The sequence below is a fragment of the Serratia sp. UGAL515B_01 genome, assembly GCF_033095805.1.
In the GTDB taxonomy this organism is placed as follows: domain Bacteria; phylum Pseudomonadota; class Gammaproteobacteria; order Enterobacterales; family Enterobacteriaceae; genus Chania.
Map to the genome: position 1 here is coordinate 2,098,328 of NZ_CP109901.1, position 18,442 is coordinate 2,116,769.

The window sequence follows — 18,442 nt, forward strand, 5'->3', positions numbered from 1 at the left end:
GTTGGGGACTATGAGCCTCACCGCGTAGCCAGTGTAAGTGCTATTCAAATAGGTCTATGACCCGTTTGTTGCCTTCCTGCAACTCGAATTATTTAAGGTATCGTATTTTTATTGAAAATATAAAAATTCCAGAATATTGCAAAATTTCGTATATAGAGGATTAAGGACTACTATGAGCAACCTTATAACATGGCGATTATCTGCCATGACTATGGCATTATTAGCTAGCGGCAATAACTATGCCGATGAAACATTCCACTTCGCTCAGCAGCCGAATAATAACGGTAATCATACGGTGGCCACAGCCACTGGGATCAATCAATTTCAGCTGTCGGACCTAATGGCCAGCGCCGAAGGCAAACCGGTGGATGCAACCAATTCAGGCGCATTGTCACTCACGGTTGCCCCCACTCAGGGCGATGCACAAGCCAGTGGAGTACTCATTACCTCGGGTACTTTTGCTAATCAGGCTGCGGGCAGGATCACCATCAGGGCCAATGCTCTGGATGGGCAAGCAACTGCCAGCGGATTACAGCCAACCGATGCCTATTGGTCTACGGTGATCAACAGTGGCAACGTCAATGCTAACGCTGACAGCCTATCAGCCGGTGCAGCAGCTTATGGTATTAATTCTGGTTTGGCTTTCTCTGACAGTGCCAGCGATCACTATGGCGATCACATGATGCTACGCAACGATGGCAGTATGCAGGTTAATGCAGCGGCGAGCCAAGGGGCTGATGCTTTTGGCATTTACTCTAATGCTGGCAACGGTCTCATCAATAACGGCAATTTGCTGGTTACTGCACAATCAGCCGGAGGCAATGCGGCCGCCACTGGCTTGTATACCATTTCTGCCAACCCTAGCGTCGAACCCGAGCCAGGGAATCAGAATAACCCGACCTATTTAATGAGCAACAATGGTTTGTTAACGGTGTCCGCCACCGGCAGTAATGCCACCGCCAGCGGTATCCATACCGAAGCAGAAGGTGTCACCATCAATAATAGCGGGACACTGCTGATTAATGCTGTCGGCAACAGCACCAGTGGGATTGCCGCCGCCTATGGAGTTAATGTCGTGAATGGCAGCGCAACGCTAAATTCTAGCGGAAAAATCCTTACATCCGCCTCTGGTGGTGCTCAGCGGCAATCCTATGAAGTGATGGCAAATGGCTCGATGGTCAATATCACGCAATATGTCCTCACGCTGGACGGTAGCATACCTTGGGCGGTCAGTCATGGAGGGACAATCACACTCGGGAATAACGACCAAGGTGCCGACCTGGTATTCATGGCAGGAACCTTCAGCGAGGGCTTCGCTTATGGTAAAGCCTACAATCTGGCGTCACTGGCGTACGATACCACACAGAATACCCCTGCGTTAGTAGGAGGAACTATTGCTTCCATGCGCAGCATTTCGCCAGATTTCAAAGTCAATTACATCAGTTCAAGTAGCGGAGGTAGCCTGGGTACGGCAGCGCTGGTCTATGCGCCGGAGGTTTCCCATGCGGGAATATCCGCATTGGCTCAGCGTTCTACCATGGAGCAGGCGTCTACTATTATCTCTTCTCGGTTGTATGGGCAAATGGTGGACAATACCGGTTGTAATCAAACCCTGTCGGAAGCAGATAACTGCCTGTTTATTAATCCTTATGCCGGAGAGTATCGCCGTAATCAGGACACGGCGGGTTACACCGGTCAACGTGCTGGCATCATGATGGGCCAGGATTATCAGCTAAACGATTGGCAGTTGGGGTGGCATGGTGGTTATGAAAGTGCCAGCACCAACTTTAATGGTGCCTCCGCAGGGCGAAAGGAAGACGTAAACACATTGATACTGGGGTTTCAGGGAGGAAAACATCTTTCTAAAGATCTGTTTATCGCGGCGACGAGCTCCTGGTTCCACAGTAAAACAGATTATCATGACAGCAATACCTATTACGGTGTCGGCAGCCAGAGCGGCAGTTATGACAGTAACGGCGTGTACAGTGATGTCTCCATCGGCCAGAGTTGGCAACTGAATCGTAATTATACGGTAACACCGATGGCAGGTCTGACGCATATCTGGCAGCAACGTGATGGCTATATTATTTCATCGAATAACAGTGATTATGACCTGCTGGATACGCATTATAGCCGCTACAGTGATAACGCTGTGGCTGGCCACGTTGGATTACGCCTTGATGGCCGTTATCCCATCACCCAGGATACATTGCTGAAGCCATTTGTGAGCATTGGGTTGCAACAAATGCTTTATGGTAACGAGATTGTTATTGACCAACAGGTTGTCAATTCACCGGTTGTGGGGGTGAGTACCAAAGATAAAACGACACAAGGTACGTTTGATCTCGGTATGTCATTGGTAAGCAATAACAGTTTGTCTTCTGATCTCAGGGTATCTGGTTCGGCAAATGGTGAGCGTCAGGACTTTACCGGCTGGGCAAATATTACTTGGTCTTTCTAAGGGCAATACCACGGAGCAAGGGGAGGCGTAGCGCCCGCTGGATTTGTCAAGGGTGTAGGTTGTCTGCGGCCCATGGCTCGGCCGCAGTCACTGGTATTAAAGAGGACAAGACAGTTTAGCGGCCGAAACGTCTGCATGATTATCAGGAAGTACCGAGCAAGTTGCTCACTCTATTCTTCTTCCTACCAGGCTTATCAGTAGCAAAGGGCGCATTGCGCCCTTTTACTCTATTTTTGGTGGGTATTCAGTTAAACCGCGTCTTCACTGGCCTGTGGTACAGGCAAGCGGAAGCTACGGGTAACAAAAGCCAGATAAAGCAGACCGATCGCCGCCCAAATCAACCCCAACGTCATCGAACTGGATTCCAAATTGATCCACAGCGCCCCAACGGTCAGAGCCCCCATCACTGGCAGGATCAGATAATTGAAAGTATCTTTCACCGTGCGGTTCAACTTGTCGCGAATATAGAATTGCGAAATTACTGACAGGTTAACAAAGGTAAACGCTATCAGTGCGCCAAAGTTAATCAATGCTGTTGCTGTCACCAAATCAAATGAGATAGCAGACAAGGCGATCGCTCCGACTAACAATACATTCAGTGCCGGTGTGCGCCATTTCGGGTGTACATAACCGAAGAAACGCTCAGGGAAAACGCCATCACGCCCCATCACATACATCAGGCGTGACACGCCTGCGTGTGAAGCCATGCCAGAAGCCAATACGGTGACACAGGAGAACACCAAGATCACTGACTGGAAGAACTTACCAGCAACATACAGCATGATTTCCGGCTGTGAAGCATCAGGCTCTTTAAAGCGCGAAATATCCGGGAAGTACAACTGTACAAAATAGGACACCACGATAAAGATAATGCCACCGATTAATGCGGTCAGGAAGATCGCTTTCGGAATGACATTCTCTGCGTCTTTAGTTTCTTCAGATAACGAACTGATGCCATCAAAACCAAGGAACGAGAAGCACAGGATTGTCGCCCCCGTTATCATCGGCACTATATGCGCATTTTCAGACCAGAAAGGACGGCTGCTGACCAGCGTACCCGCACCTTCACCGTTTGAAATGCCATGCACGACCAGGCAAAGGAAAACAACCATGATAGCCACCTGCACTACCACAATAATGGAGTTCAGGTTAGCAACCAGTTTGATACCTCGCAGGTTGAAAAACGTCATCAAGGCAACCAATGCCAAGACAAAAATCCACGAAGGAACACCAGGGAAAATGGCTTCCAGGTAAATTTTTGCCAACAGAATGTTGATCATTGGCATGAACAAATAGTCCAGCAAAGATGACCAACCGACCATAAAACCGACATGTGGGTTTATCGCTTTCTGGGCATAAGTATAAGCAGAACCGGCAGATGGGAATTTCCGTACCAGTTTCCCATAGCTCAGAGCGGTAAACAGGATCGCCAACAAAGCAAAAGCATAAGCAGTCGCGACATGACCATCAGTCAGGCCTGATACGATACCGAAAGTGTCAAAGATAGTCATTGGCTGCAAATAGGCCAATCCCATCATGACAACTGGAACTAAAGTCAGCGTTTTACGCAGTTGGACGCGTTGGCTAGAAGATGCGGAGGTGGTGATGTTATCGGACATCGCAAAGCCCCCCCTTACCTTCAGCCTTGCGGATAGTAGACACGCCTAGACTTAAGGTTGCGGGGAAACTTCGCAACTTGCGACTAAATTCTAAAAAAGGGATGAGGGAAGCTGGATAACGAGGCAAAGCTGCCTGAGTTGCTCCATAATCGCTGCGACCGCAGCGGAAACCGGCGGGCACCGGTGCTAAAGTGAAAAATTGCCCCATCTTTCTTATCCTCATGAGTCACGACCATAGAGTTTTGGTTGATCGCAACGAAACTATTTATCTATCCGGCTCGATGTCCGGCCTCGCTTGGTGTGTGAAATTCACTGGTGTAAAACGTAATGCAAAAAAATAACCGACGCGTTGAAACGTCGGCTATTTTCATATCGGTTATTTTGCACCATTACGTGCCAAAAAAACAAGCTTTGAATACCTTCTTATGCAAATTTTTTTGGCTAAGCCCCGTCCACCACCTCTGAGATTACAGGACGCGTCTTTCCTCCTGCGAGGTTTAGGTAGAAGACAGGTTCAACGAATTGTTTCAAAGACAGAAATGACTTCACGCATTTTTTAGCATCCAGTCAATTTCGGTCTCCGTCACCAACCTTTCGAACTGCATCAATTCCCCCATTTTACAAGCGTGATAAACGTACGAGAAACGTTCGCCCAGGTAATGTGTCAGTTCTTTTTGATGCTGGAACTCATACAGAGCATCGCTTTGGCGGATCGGAAATGCTAATCCTTCCTGTTCTAATCCATTGCCATTAACCTGTTTAGGCAACGGTAATTCCGTATCTAGCCCGTACAGCATACCTGCCAGGATCGCTGCAACCACCAGGTAAGGGTTGGCATCCGCACCTGCAACACGATATTCAACGCGGTGATTTTCCGCATCGCTGCAGGGAATTCGCAGTGCCACTGTACGATTGTTATACCCCCAAGAAGCCTGACAGGGCACATACATGCCGGGTTGGAACCGACGGAAAGCATTCACATTAGGCGCCAACAGGGCCATTGAGGCAGGCATCAGGGTGATCATTCCAGCTAGCACCCGTTTAAGCAGCGCCGAATCTTCTCCCTCACTGTCGGCAAACAGATTCTTGCCTGCACTGTCTATCATGCTGATATGGACATGCATTCCGCTGCCCGCATAGTCAGCGTAAGGCTTGGCCATAAAGGTTGCATGCATGCCGTGATGTTCAGCAACCTGCCGTACCAACCGCTTCAGCCCTAAGGCATGATCGCAAGCTTGCAACACATTATCGGTATGATTCAGATTCACTTCGAACTGGCCCGGAGAAGCTTCAGCCACCACCCCATCCGCAGGTAAACCTTGCAACTTAGCCAAGGTATCAATATCGTTCAACACGTCCACAAAATTATTCAGATTATCCAGCGAGTAAACCTGGCTCTGCACGCTACGCTCTTGAGTACCCGGTGCGCAAGGTGGTTGCAGGTCACCTTGTGGATCCCGCTGTCGGTCGATCAGATAAAACTCTAACTCTACCGCCACCACAGGGAATAATCCGCGTTGGCGTAAAGCCTGCCATATTCGGTTGAGAACGTTGCGGGGTTCAACATCAAATGGCGTACCATCTTCATCCAGCATGGTCAGCAACACCTGCCCAATGTGTTCTGGGTCTGCTGCAGAAGGCGTTAGCGTGCCAGAAATAGGCATACAGATCCGATCAGGCTCCCCTAATTCCTGTCCTAGACCAGCTTCTTCAACAACATTGCCAAGAATGTCCATGGCGAATACCGAAGCAGGGAAATAGCACCCCTTTTCTATTTTTTTTAAACCGGAGACGGGGATACGTTTACCGCGAAAGGAACCATTAAGGTCAGTGAGAAGGATATCGATGTATTGTGTTGCAGGATGGCGTTCCAAATAGTGAGTCACCTCAAGTTGGAACGCGCTACTTCGCCTTTCTTCATGCTGTGCTAAATCTTTAACTACTGCGCTATTGGTTTGCATACATCACCCGCCATTGTGCTCTTGGGAATGCTTTAACTGCCCGACTCAATACATAGTTTATTTTTCTGCAAAATGCGCCAAAATCAGGCGCTCGAAATAACATCCACATTATGAAACATAGCTTTAACATAAACGCTTTGCAAATATTGCAAATACGTTTATTTATCCGCCACACACTGCTAAATTTATAATATATTGACCAAAAAGGCGTTATTTGCATTTTTATCACACCGAATTTAGAGCACCGAAGCGCTGGCTATGGGCAATATATTTTCCAATCGTATTCAAACTGACGGTATCATGCCGTGTTGATACTCCCCCGGCAGATAGCCTACTCCGGGGATTACTGCCGTCTGTCACTCCAATCAAAAGGAACTACCGCTATGAGCGAAGTCAGCTTGGCACCAGGCAAGCGCCTGTCTCAGATCCGTCAACAGTTGGGTTTGTCGCAGCGTAGGGTCGCCGAACTGTCCGGATTAACCCACAGTACCATCAGTACGATTGAACAGGATAAAGTGAGCCCTGCTATCAGCACGCTGCAGAAACTGCTAAAGGTCTATGGGTTATCGTTGTCTGAGTTTTTTGCAGAACCTGAGCCACTCGATGAACCCAAAGTGGTAATCGAGCCGGAGGATCTGATCGAGATTGGTAGCCAAGGCGTTTCCATGAGGTTGGTGCATAATGGCAGTCCAACACGCAGCCTGGCTATGATGCTAGAAACCTATCAGCCAGGTACAACCACTGGCGAGAAACTAAAACATCAGGGTGAAGAGATAGGTACGCTGCTTGAAGGGGAAATCATGTTGACGGTTAACGGCCGAAGCTATCTGCTGAGAGCGGGCCAAAGCTATGCGATCAATACCAGTATGCCCCATAGCTTTAGCAATACTTCAACACAGGTTTGCAAAATTATCAGCGCCCACACGCCAACCACTTTCTGAAACCCGTCACATTGACGGGGAAGAAACCAAGCAGAAGTAAAAAAGCCCGTCCTCTGTGCCGTCGGGCTTTTTGGCGCATCCCTCCAGGCTAGTCCATTTCAATGCGTTGCTGCGTTGTTTGTCCACCAAACCTCACGTCTTGTCTTATCGCCAGCAGCGCTCTCGTACAATTAAAGAGCCCTGTCCTTGTGTAACGGAACTATTCTGACACCATAAACCAGCGGCGTGATGGTGATTCGTCTTGTCGCAGATCGCCATGTTGAGAAATGTTGTAAAAACAGACTCAACATTCACTTACATCAAAAAGGGACAAACGCCCCAGTACACAAACCTGTTGTGCTGATTTATTTTCCTGACTTTCTCTGTAGTTCCAAGCCATTAAAAAACGGTTACGCAAATGATATGAGTTATCATTTGCATTTACATTCATATTAAATTCCTTACAATGCCCTGACGCTTTACCTGTGGAATAGAAACCCTATTGGGTAGCGTTAAATAATTTACTTTTAAATCAATTAACTAACAGAGTCTCTGTTAACCTCAGGCCAGGAATGTTTCTATCATGGAAAAAACAAACTACAACACGTTGTTGGCACTCGTCCTCGCTACACTTGCCAGCAGCGGCGTGATTGCGGCTCAGCAAGATACAATGGTGGTCACCGCCTCCGGTTTCCAGCAAAGAATTCAAGATTCAGCGGCATCGATTTCAGTGATACCACGTCAGCAGCTTGAAACCAGAGCTTATCGCGACGTAACCGATGCACTGAAAGACGTACCAGGCGTTGTCATTACTGGCGGTGCCAGCAGCAGCGATATCAGCATTCGTGGCATGTCCTCCAAGTACACACTTATCCTAGTGGATGGCAAACGCGTGGATACCCGAGGTACACGCCCAAACAGCGATAACTCAGGCATCGAGCAAGGCTGGCTGCCTCCGCTACAAGCGATTGAGCGTATTGAAGTTGTACGTGGCCCCATGTCCTCCCTCTATGGCTCTGATGCCATGGGCGGCGTGATTAACATCATCACACGCAAAACCTCCACGACCAAAGGCTGGACAGGTTCTCTTCAAGGTGAAACCACCTTCCAGGAACATCGTGATTCTGGGGATATTTTCCAGACTAACGCCTTTGCCTCTGGAGCGTTAATTGAAGGATTACTTGGCCTGAGGATTAATGGCCTGCTCTCAAAACGTGTTGAAGATCACATTGTTAACGGTTTTAACGAACAACAAATGCGCAGTGGCACTGCCGTGTTCCGTCTGACGCCGGACGAGAAGAATGACTTTGACTTTGAAATTGGTCGTTCGCTGCAAGATCGTAACAGTAATCCGGGTAAATCCGTCAGACTGGAACAATGCAATAGGGGTATATGCAAGCCAAATACCTCTAGCGAAAATCTTTACACCCGAACCCACTACTCCCTTACCCATAACGGTTATTACGATTTCGGTAACAGTACCAGCTACATTCAGCGTGAAGAAAGTAATAATCCAGGACGAGATATGATGATGTACAACACCATCTTCAATACTCAGACGCAATTTGATCTTGGTGCACACCTACTTAACCTTGGCGGTCAGTATCGTTATGAAAAACTTGCCGATGGCGGTAATCAGCTTGAAGCTGCCGACGGGTTAAACCAGCTAACTCGCTGGAGTTGGGCACTGTTTGCCGAGGACGAATGGGCCTTAACCAATGATTTTAGCCTGACTGGCGGGCTGCGCATGGACCAGGATGAGAACTACGGCAATCATTGGACACCAAGAGTCTACGGTGTATGGCACCTGACCGAGCGGTGGACACTTAAAGGCGGCTTATCTGCAGGTTATCGTTCACCGGATCTGCGTCAATCCTCCGCTTACTGGGGGCAAATAACGGGAGGCGGAGTAAGCCGGGGGATTATTGTCGGCAACCCGGAGTTGAAACCAGAAAAAAGTCTGAGCCAGGAAATTGCGCTTTTATGGGATAATCAACAGGGGCTGAACGCGGGTATCACGCTGTTTAACACCGATTTTAAAGACAAAATCACCGAAGTACGTCGTTGCAATAACGTGAACGACCCTGCCTGTACCATTGGTAATACCCATTATGATTTCATCAGCGATCGCGTTAACGTGGATGAAGCCAATATGCGTGGGATTGAAGCCACCGCAGGATGGGACATTACTCAAGATTGGACGTTAACGGCCAACTATACCCTGACAGACTCTGAACAAAAAAGTGGGCCGTTCAAGGGTAAGGCACTGAACCAAATGCCGAAGCACATGATTAACACCGTGCTGGACTGGCAAGCAACGCAAAATGTCAGCCTATGGTCACGGGTCAACTTCCGTAGCGAGACTTCTGAATACCTTAGCCGTACCTCAATGGCAACCAGTACTCCGTCCTACACCTTTGTCGACGCAGGCATGAGCTATAAGGTAAACAAAAACCTGCAGGTCAGCGGCGGTGTTTATAACATTCTGGATAAGACAGTGGATTATGAGAATTTCAACACCACGTTGGATGGCCGCCGCTACACCGTCGGTTTGACTTACAATTTCTAATCGCTAGCCGCATAGATAAGGGCCGCAAAATTGCGGCCCTTTATATTGTTGACGCTAAGTAGCAGCTTACTTGATATCCATTTTCGGGAATTCCATTTCACTGTACTTCACCACGCGGGTACCACGTGTAAACTTATAGCCAAACCAGATAATCAGGAACAGAGGAATGCCAATGTAGGTTGCTGTCACACCATACCAGTCAATCTTGTCTTCCAGGAATGCCTGGTAGTTTTGCCCCAATGTGATAATCAAACACAGCACGAAAGCAAACATCGGCCCTAGCGGGAAGAAACCAGAACGGTATGGCAGATCGTTAAGATCAAGCCCTTTCAGCACATAGCCACGACGGAAACGGTAATGGCTGATAGCGATCCCCAACCAAGCGATAAAACCCGTCATACCTGAGGTATTCAACAACCATAGATAGACAGACTGATTACCAAACATGGAGCTGAGAAAGCACAGCGCAGCAACTACGGTGGTAGCATACAACGCATTACGCGGTACCCCGCCTTTCGACAGTTTGGCGAAAATGCGCGGAGCTTTACCTTCTGAAGCCAGCGTGAACAACATGCGAGTAGAAGCGTACATGCCTGAGTTTCCGGCAGACAGTACCGCGGTCAAGATCACCGCGTTCATCACCGCCGCCGCAGACAACAGCCCAGCGTGTTGGAATACCAGCGTGAACGGGCTAACGCTGATATCTTTCACGTCATTGCGCAGCAGGTTTGGATCGGTGTAAGGGATGATCAGGCTGATGATCAAAATGGCAAAAATATAGAACAACAAAATACGCCAAAAGACTTGACGCACCGCACGGGGAATATTTTTGCCCGGATCTTCAGACTCCCCTGCCGCAATACCGATCAGTTCGGTCCCCTGGAAAGAAAAGCCAACGATCATTGCCACCCCTATCATTGCCGAAAATCCCCCGGCAAAGGGCGCATCATCGATAGTCCAGTTTTGCCAGCCAGCATTCTCCCCGCCTTTCAGGATACCGAAAATCATCAGTACACCAAGTACAATAAAGATAATGACCGTGCTCACTTTGATCAGTGAGAACCAATATTCTGCCTCACCAAAGCCCTTGACCGAGATGTAGTTCAACATAAACATCAAGCCCAGGAACAACGCACTCCAGATCCAGCCCGGCGTTTCAGGGAACCAATAGTTCATCACCAATTGCGATGCCACCAGGTCAACCGCAATGGTAACCGCCCAGTTGTACCAATAGTTCCACCCCAGTGCAAAGCCAAAGCCCTCCTCAACATACTTGGCACCATAGGTAGAGAACGAACCGGAAACGGGCATGAACGCAGCCAACTCACCCAAGCTGGTCATCAGGAAGTAGACCATCAAGCCGATCAAGGCATAAGAAAGGAGCGCCCCTCCAGGGCCTGCCTGGGAAACCGTAGCCCCCGAAGCAACAAACAAGCCGGTACCAATGGAACCCCCGATGGCAATCATGGTTAAGTGGCGCGCTTTCAACTCGCGCCGCAATCCGGGGGCTTGCTGCCCCACTGTTTTTATATCTTGCTGAGCCATTCTTACCCTATCTGCTCTTAAAAAATGAGGCCGGATTGTAGCAAATACCGTTGAGTGCACTAGTGACATCGCTCTGATATAAGATAGCTTCATAATCCAGCCACAATTATTAGTGGGTAATGTACTTAATCCCTCATATTACCCAGGCTCAATGCAGTAGCTGAGAAAACGTTGCAATGCGTTTGAAATGTGCTTTTGCCGATGCTGGATAAGGTATAGGGTCCGCTTAAGGGGAGGTAAGGGTATTTTCAATTCCACCAATACACCGCTCTCAAGTTGTTCCTCTATCACACGGCGTGATAAACAACTGATACCAATACCGTGACGAACCGCATGCTTAATCGCTTCAGAATTTCCCAACTCCATGACCAAATGAAAATTGGGCAAGTGCGCCAATAACAAATGATCAAGCACTTCCCGTGTACCAGAACCACGCTCACGCAGGATCCAAGGTGCACTTGACAACGCCTCCAGGGACAATGGCTTGTCTATTAGCGGATTATCAGGAGCAGCAAACACAACCAATTCATCCTCAAGCCATGACTGCGTCACTAATTCCGGCATATGACACGGCCCTTCTATCAGCCCAAGATCAACACGGAAATCGGCAACAGCGACAATCACCTCATGGCTGTTACCTACGTTAAGCTCCAAAGGTGTTGAGGGAAAATCTTTGCGGTAGTGAGCAATCATTTCCGGCAACATGTAGTTGCCAATAGTGCTGCTGGCGGCGATGCGCAATGCACCGCTGTCATCAAGGAACAGCTGTTCAATTTCTCCTGCCTGTTCAAGCAATGCCAAGGCTTTAGGGTATAACAAGCGACCATGTTCATTGGTCACCAATCGTTTACCTACTCTGTCGAACAACTGCACTTTCAGTTGTCCTTCCAGATCGGACAGCGCCGCGCTGACCGCAGATTGTGATAAAGCCAATTCTACCGAAGCCTGAGTGGTTGAACCGCTTTTCAGAACCTCAGTAAAAACTTCCAGTTGGCGAAGTGTGATATGCATAACGTTCTCTATTTAGATAGTACGGCCAGCCGACATCAAGTATCACGGTATTCCTATCGCCTTAAAACCGTCCGTATATTGGCTGCGCTCAGTGACTCAGGGCTGTTGCAGCACTCTCATACAAATCGAGTGAGTTAGAGCTAGACGTCGTATAAACACGTTGATATTAAAAAATCCGCAAACTGATGTAATCCAACTTATTCTTTCATCGTTAAGGCTATCACGTTTGACACATTCAACCTGAGGCACATCCTAAATAACAATTTACCAGTTATTCTGGTTAGTTATAAATATATAATCAATTTCTCTTTTAAACCCCACCCTTTTATCATGGCGTCAAGAAGATAAAAGAGGACTGATAAATGACGATCGAGACCCCGTTGAGCTGTCCCGAACAACGTTTCCTACTGTTTGGATTACCACGATTGATACCGGGTTTATTGCTGACCGGAGCATTGACCGCATTAGCAGTTTGGGCGGGGAACATACCATGGATTGCCGAGTTGGGATTAGGTGCCCTAACGCTAGCGATCCTGTTTGGTATTGTCGTCAGTAATACTCTTTATCCATTACTACAACCCACTTGCCATTCTGGCGTACAGCTTGCCAAGCAACGTTTGTTGCGTCTGGGTATTATTCTGTATGGATTTCGTTTGACCTTCCAGCAGATTGCTGACGTCGGTATGACAGGCATCCTGATTGATGCCCTGACCCTGAGTAGTACCTTCTTATTGGCCTGTTGGCTAGGAAAAAAAGTGTTTGGACTCGACAGCCTGACTACCATGCTGATTGGTGCTGGCAGCAGCATCTGTGGTGCAGCAGCGATCATGGCAACAGAACCGGTACTGAAAGCCGATTCCAGTAAGGTCGCAGTCGCCGTCTCTACCGTGGTGGTATTCGGTACGCTGGCTATCTTTGCATATCCATGGCTCTATCAGCTGAATGCGCATTTCCAATGGATGCCCTTTACTCAACAAACCTTCGGTGTCTATGCAGGTTCGACTATTCATGAGGTGGCTCAGGTTGTCGCTGCCGGTCATACCATCGGCCCTGACGCTGAAAATGCTGCAGTAATCGCTAAAATGATCCGCGTCATGATGCTCGCTCCGTTCCTGTTACTGTTATCCGGCTACGTCAGCAGCAGTACAGAGAACAAATGCAAAACCGAAAAATCGGCCATTACTATTCCTTGGTTTGCCGTATTGTTTATCGCCGTAGCCGGATTGAACTCATTCAATCTGATACCGAAAGCGCTAGTACAGCATATTGTCACCATCGATACCTGGATGCTGGCGATGGCAATGGCGGCCTTGGGTTTGACTACCCATATCAGTGCTGTACGCCAAGCCGGCGTAAAACCCATTCTGTTGGCAACCTTGCTGTTTGTCTGGCTCGTCATCGGCGGCGCAGCGATTAATCAAGTCGTCCTGAATTTGCTGTAACCCCTTTGCAGACCTATCTTCATCGATAGGTCTGCTTCTTCTTGCTTGCCATTCAATCCTCCGTCTATCAATGCCATAATGAGCGCGATAACACAGGAGAATGAAAATGAAGTTTGTCGGTGCACATGTCAGCGCCTCAGGCGGTCTGGATCAGGCCGTTATCCGCGCACACGAAATAGAGGCGACTGCCTTCGCCCTGTTCACTAAAAATCAGCGCCAATGGAAGGCGGCACCACTCACCAGCGACGTGATTGACAAGTTTAGAATAGCCTGCGAGCAATATGGCTTCGGTCCTGGACAAATCCTGCCGCACGACAGTTATTTGATTAACCTCGGCCATCCAGAGATTGAAGCGCTAGAAAAATCTCGCGATGCATTTTTAGACGAGATGCAGCGCTGCGAGCAATTGGGGCTAACGCTGCTCAACTTCCATCCGGGCAGTCATCTGAAGCAGATCGATGAAGGCAAGTGTCTGGCACGGATCGCCGAGTCTATTAACATCGTGTTGGATAAAACCCAGGGTGTGACCGCCGTAATCGAAAATACCGCAGGCCAAGGCAGCAATCTGGGCTTCAAATTTGAACATCTGGCGACAATCATCGCCGGCGTGGAAGACAAGAGCCGTGTCGGTGTATGTATTGATACCTGCCATGCTTTCGCTGCCGGTTATGATTTACGTACCGAAGAGAATTGCCAGCAGACATTCAAAGAATTTAGCGAGGTTGTCGGGTTTAACTATCTGCGCGGTATGCACCTTAACGATGCCAAGAGCGGTTTTGATAGCCGTGTTGACCGTCACCATAGCCTGGGGGAAGGCAACATCGGGAAAACCGTCTTCAGCTATATTATGCGCGATGCGCGTTTTGATGATATTCCTCTGATTCTAGAAACGGTGAACCCGGATATTTGGGCAGAGGAAATCGCCTGGTTAAAGGCTCAGCAATAACAGTCTACTTTGAAAATAAAAACCGGCCTGATAAGCCGGTTTTTGTTGTTAGCCGTTAAGCAACTGTCGCAGCCGAGACTTCAGAACGTTTCAGTACCGCATAGCCAACACCCGCTAATAACGTACCCGCGACAATCGCCAGCAGATACAGTAATACCGGAGAAATCGCCCCTGGGATCAGCAGAACGAACAGGCCGCCGTGCGGTGCCATTAGTTTCGCGCCAAAAGCCATCGATAACGCACCGGTCAATGCTCCACCTGCGATACAACACGGCAGAACACGCATCGGATCGCGGGCAGCAAAAGGGATCGCGCCTTCAGAGATAAAGCACAGACCAAGCACCAGCGCCGCTTTTCCCCCTTCCTGCTCGGATTTCTCAAACTTTCGCCGTGCCAGAATCGTTGCCAGCCCCATTGCCAACGGCGGCACCATACCTGCGGCCATAATGGCAGCCATCGGTGCGTAAACCGAAGAACTTAACAGTGCAACCCCAAAGGCATAAGCGGCTTTGTTCACCGGCCCCCCCATGTCGGTACACATCATTGCCCCAAGAATTGCACCCAAAAGTACCGCATTGGCAGTTCCTAACGATTGCAACCAGTGAGTCAGCCCTTCCATGATTTTTGCCACAGGGGTACCAACGACATAAATCATCAACAGACCGGTGACCAGACTTGCCACCAATGGGATAATTAAAATCGGCTTCAGCGCTTCCATACTCTGCGGCAGTCGTAATTTACCGCTGATCGCCTTAGCGATATAGCCAGCCAGAAAACCGGCAATAATCCCCCCCAGGAAACCCGCATTAGTACTCACCGCCAGCATACCGCCGATCAAACCCGGTGTTAGGCCAGGGCGATCTGCGATAGAGAATGCGATATAGCCCGCCAGCACCGGTACCATCAACGCGAAGGCGGACCCACCGCCGATCTGCATTAAAGCGGCAGCCAACGTTCCTTTCTCTTCAAACGCTTTGATACCGAAAACGAATGACAGCGCAATACACAATCCCCCCGCGACCACCATTGGCAGCATGTACGACACGCCGGTCAATAGGTGACGATAAGGCCCAGTGCCTTCTTTTTTCTTACCAACCTGAGCGCTACCACTTTTTTGCGGTTGAAAAATTTCGGCTTCTGCTAGCGCTTTGTCCAGCTCCTGCACTGTTTTCTTCAGCGCTAAACCGGTGGAAGTACGATACATCGGCTTTCCAGCAAACTTGTCCAGATCTACCTCAATATCAGCAGCCACAATCACCAGATCGGCGGCCGCCACTTCTTCGGGGGTGATCGTATTTCCCGCCCCTACAGAACCTCGGGTTTCGACTTTCACCCACCAGCCACGCTTCTTGGCTTCGCTCTCGATAGCTTCTGCTGCCATAAAGGTATGCGCTACGCCGGTAGGACACGCCGTCACCGCCACAATACGCTTTGGACTAGCAGCTTTTACCGCAGCTGCTGGTGCCTGATAAGGCTTGGCTTCAGCCAAAGCCAAGGTCAGGAATAGTTCTGGTTCGCGCACCGCCTGTTCCACATCACCGTTATAAACGCGTTTGCCATTCAGCGCCGAGTCCGCAGGAACGGAATGTCCCGCGACCACGACCAGCTCAGCTTCGTTGAGCGACTCAACCAACGATAAACTCAGTTTGGCGGCGGCAGCTTCAAGCATGTGTTTCGCCAGGTGACCACGAGCCTGCCCGAGGGAACTGTCAATCATCAACAATGTTTTCATGATGCCTTCTATTATTCAGTTAAAAGGTTTCAGATCGACACGCGCCATCATCGCAGCCAACTGCGGACGATCGGTGACGCCAACGTTGCTCTGGCTAACGGCCAGGGCCGCCACGGCAGTGGCTAAACGCAAAGTATGCTCACTGGATTCACGCATCAGCAGGCCATAAATCAGGCCACCAACCATAGAATCACCGGCACCTACGGTGCTCACCACTTCACAGGCTGGCGGTTTGGCTATCCAGGCGCCCGAAGCATTAACCCACAACGCACCTTCAGCTCCCAGAGAGATCACCACATGGGCAATACCTTGCTCACGCAGTGCATGAGCGGTTTCTACAACGTCGTCTAATAGCGGTAATGGCCGGCCGGCCCAAATCTCCAACTCGCGACGATTCGGCTTAACCAACCATGGCGATGCTTTTAAACCGGCGACCAAAGCTTCACGGCTACTGTCAAAAATGATGCAAGGGCACTGTGAACGCAGGCGAACCATCCACTCAGTAAAAGCTTCAGGAGGGACACCGGCAGGTAAACTACCACTGACCGCTACCATGTCGAACTGCCCCAGCCAGCTCAAAGAGTCACTGACGAAACGTTCCCAATCCTGCGGCGTAACGTCAAAACCGGAAAAGTTGAAATCGGTAACTTCTCCGTCTTTTTCGGTCAGTTTTACATTAATTCGCGTCCTGCCAGGGACGACCTGAAAACGATTGGCAATGCCCAGATCGCTGAACAGGAGTTGGAAACCATCCTGGTTGTCTTTCCCCAGAAATCCCCCCACGGTGACGTCTATACCCAGATCTTTGAGTACTTTGGCAACGTTGATCCCTTTACCTGCCGCGTGTAATCCAGCGGTTTTTACCAGATTGACTTCACCCCGCTCGATCTCCGGGCAAAAACCCACCAGGTCATAAGCAGGATTAAGGGTAATAGTTGCGACTCTTCTGCTCATGCGGCCCCCTCACCAAGACCTTGGGTTATCGCTTCACCAATAGCTTGCAGCGCGGTTTCTGCATCGCTACCACTCGCGGTAAAACGCAGGCGGTGGCCTTTTTTCACCCCCAATGCCACCACTTTCATCAAGCTACGGCCATTAGCGGGTTTACCACTACCATCAAGATTGGTGACGGTAATCTCACTTGAAAACTGTTTGATCACATTCACCAATGCCGTACCTGGACGCGCATGCAGGCCGTGCTCATTGCGCACCACATATTCCGCACTCAAGGCCGTGCTCTCTTCAGCAACTTCACTGGAGAGAAGCGCCAGCACACCCGCTGCATCCGCGTTAAGCAAGCGTTCAGCTTTATGGTTGATCAACAGATCGCCCAGGTAGTTCAGCACCCCCAGCGGTTGTTGGTCTGCCACAGCAACGGTCAGCAAAAACGCTACCCGTTCACCATTTTCGTCAAAGGCCTGTGTTGGTCGACTGACCGTTGCTGCACTGATGAGGTTGCCTTCAGTGCTATCACTCAGCCAAATCCCCTGCCCCAGGTTCAGCGGTTTGCGCGTGATCACATCACTGACAAATTGAGCATTGACTGCGCCGATTTTCTGCAAACGGCCCGCATTCAAAGCTTGCAGCGTCATAAGAGAATCTGCTGCAACATCGAGAGCAATCAGTGAGATATCAAACTGAAATTCAGCCGTCTGTTTTTCACCCATTAGCAGACCCCGTAGCTCCTCAGCTGAATTCGTCTTAGCCAGTTGCTGAGCCACATGCTCATCGCTAAGTACATGCGTCAACTGGCGCAGTAAAGCCAAGTGTTCGTCGGAACGGGCGGCAATGCCGATCACAATGTAGGCCGTCTGGCCTTCCCCCCACTCAATACCCTGCGGGAATTGGAATACCTGTACACCGGTATTCAACACCAAGTGGCGGGTATCGGTAGTTCCATGCGGGATCGCAATGCCATTGCCCAGATAGGTAGATGTTTGCAACTCACGCTGCAACATGCCATCAACATACTCTGCGTCAACACACCCAACGGCGGTGAGCGCTGCAGCAACCTGTCTGATGGCATCCTGCTTACCGCTGGCGGCAGCGCCCAAATGGATATCTTGCTGAGAAAACTTGAACATGATTCTCTTCTCCTGCTGAATTGAATCGTTTCAGCTCACTCAGAAAAAAGCGCATTATCTCTTCTGAGGCTGGGAGGGAAATAGAGCTGAAACGTTTCAAATAGTGTGTGAGCAGCTATGACTAAATGCAAGTCTTCTAGATCTTGGCGTAA

At 49.4% G+C, this 18,442-nt stretch carries 13 protein-coding genes; 5 read left to right on the forward strand and 8 right to left on the reverse strand.

The features are described from left to right. The first annotated feature begins 172 nt into the window (after positions 1-172). Complete coding sequence (locus tag OK023_RS09580) at positions 173-2,461, forward strand: autotransporter outer membrane beta-barrel domain-containing protein (protein ID WP_317697415.1); 2,289 nt, start codon at positions 173-175, stop codon at positions 2,459-2,461. Positions 2,462-2,709: 248 nt separating this feature from the next. On the opposite strand, the gene OK023_RS09585 is transcribed toward OK023_RS09580, so the two are convergent. Next, positions 2,710-4,080 (reverse strand): APC family permease, encoded by a 1,371-nt coding sequence (locus tag OK023_RS09585; protein WP_317697418.1) that lies wholly within the window; start codon positions 4,078-4,080, stop codon positions 2,710-2,712. A gap of 545 nt (positions 4,081-4,625) precedes the next feature. After that, the gene (locus OK023_RS09590) at positions 4,626-6,041 is read right to left on the reverse strand and encodes a glutamine synthetase family protein (RefSeq protein WP_317697420.1); all 1,416 of its coding nucleotides are present in this window, start codon (positions 6,039-6,041) and stop codon (positions 4,626-4,628) included. A 383-nt stretch (positions 6,042-6,424) separates the two neighbouring features. Between OK023_RS09590 and puuR the strand changes: the two genes are divergently transcribed. Beyond that, positions 6,425-6,982 (forward strand): HTH-type transcriptional regulator PuuR, encoded by a 558-nt coding sequence (gene puuR, locus OK023_RS09595; protein ID WP_317697423.1) that lies wholly within the window; start codon positions 6,425-6,427, stop codon positions 6,980-6,982. Positions 6,983-7,265: 283 nt separating this feature from the next. Here the strand turns inward: puuR and OK023_RS09600 are convergent, their stop codons facing one another. Continuing rightward, positions 7,266-7,412: a hypothetical protein gene (locus OK023_RS09600; RefSeq protein WP_317697425.1), complete on the reverse strand. Its 147-nt coding sequence runs from the start codon at positions 7,410-7,412 to the stop codon at positions 7,266-7,268. Between the two features lie 132 nt (positions 7,413-7,544). Here OK023_RS09600 and OK023_RS09605 point away from each other — a divergent pair, with 132 nt between their 5' ends. Then, complete coding sequence (locus OK023_RS09605; protein ID WP_317697427.1) at positions 7,545-9,530, forward strand: ligand-gated channel protein; 1,986 nt, start codon at positions 7,545-7,547, stop codon at positions 9,528-9,530. Between the two features lie 66 nt (positions 9,531-9,596). Here OK023_RS09605 and OK023_RS09610 read toward each other — a convergent pair whose 3' ends face one another. Together OK023_RS09610 and yieE are read right to left on the reverse strand one after the other, a co-directional pair. Continuing rightward, positions 9,597-11,075 (reverse strand): amino acid permease, encoded by a 1,479-nt coding sequence (locus tag OK023_RS09610; protein ID WP_317692511.1) that lies wholly within the window; start codon positions 11,073-11,075, stop codon positions 9,597-9,599. A gap of 138 nt (positions 11,076-11,213) precedes the next feature. Then, on the reverse strand, positions 11,214-12,086 hold the full coding sequence (gene yieE / locus OK023_RS09615) for a DNA-binding transcriptional regulator YeiE (protein ID WP_317692512.1): 873 nt from the start codon (positions 12,084-12,086) through the stop codon (positions 11,214-11,216). A gap of 362 nt (positions 12,087-12,448) precedes the next feature. Here yieE and OK023_RS09620 point away from each other — a divergent pair, with 362 nt between their 5' ends. Both OK023_RS09620 and nfo read left to right on the forward strand, forming a co-directional pair. After that, positions 12,449-13,528, forward strand: coding sequence for a YeiH family protein (locus OK023_RS09620; RefSeq protein ID WP_317692513.1), 1,080 nt, complete (start codon positions 12,449-12,451; stop codon positions 13,526-13,528). A 106-nt stretch (positions 13,529-13,634) separates the two neighbouring features. After that, positions 13,635-14,474 (forward strand): deoxyribonuclease IV, encoded by an 840-nt coding sequence (nfo, locus tag OK023_RS09625; RefSeq protein WP_317692514.1) that lies wholly within the window; start codon positions 13,635-13,637, stop codon positions 14,472-14,474. Between the two features lie 55 nt (positions 14,475-14,529). Here the strand turns inward: nfo and fruA are convergent, their stop codons facing one another. From fruA to fruB, 3 genes are read right to left on the reverse strand one after another with little or no spacing between them, the layout of a single operon-like run. Further along, positions 14,530-16,206, reverse strand: a complete 1,677-nt coding sequence (gene fruA, locus OK023_RS09630) for a PTS fructose transporter subunit IIBC (protein WP_317692515.1) — start codon at positions 16,204-16,206, stop codon at positions 14,530-14,532. A 15-nt stretch (positions 16,207-16,221) separates the two neighbouring features. Beyond that, complete coding sequence (gene fruK, locus OK023_RS09635; protein WP_317692516.1) at positions 16,222-17,160, reverse strand: 1-phosphofructokinase; 939 nt, start codon at positions 17,158-17,160, stop codon at positions 16,222-16,224. After that, on the reverse strand, positions 17,157-18,290 hold the full coding sequence (gene fruB / locus OK023_RS09640) for a fused PTS fructose transporter subunit IIA/HPr protein (RefSeq protein ID WP_317692517.1): 1,134 nt from the start codon (positions 18,288-18,290) through the stop codon (positions 17,157-17,159). Before fruB ends, fruK begins: the two co-directional genes overlap by 4 nt. Between the last annotated feature and the right edge of the window lie 152 nt (positions 18,291-18,442).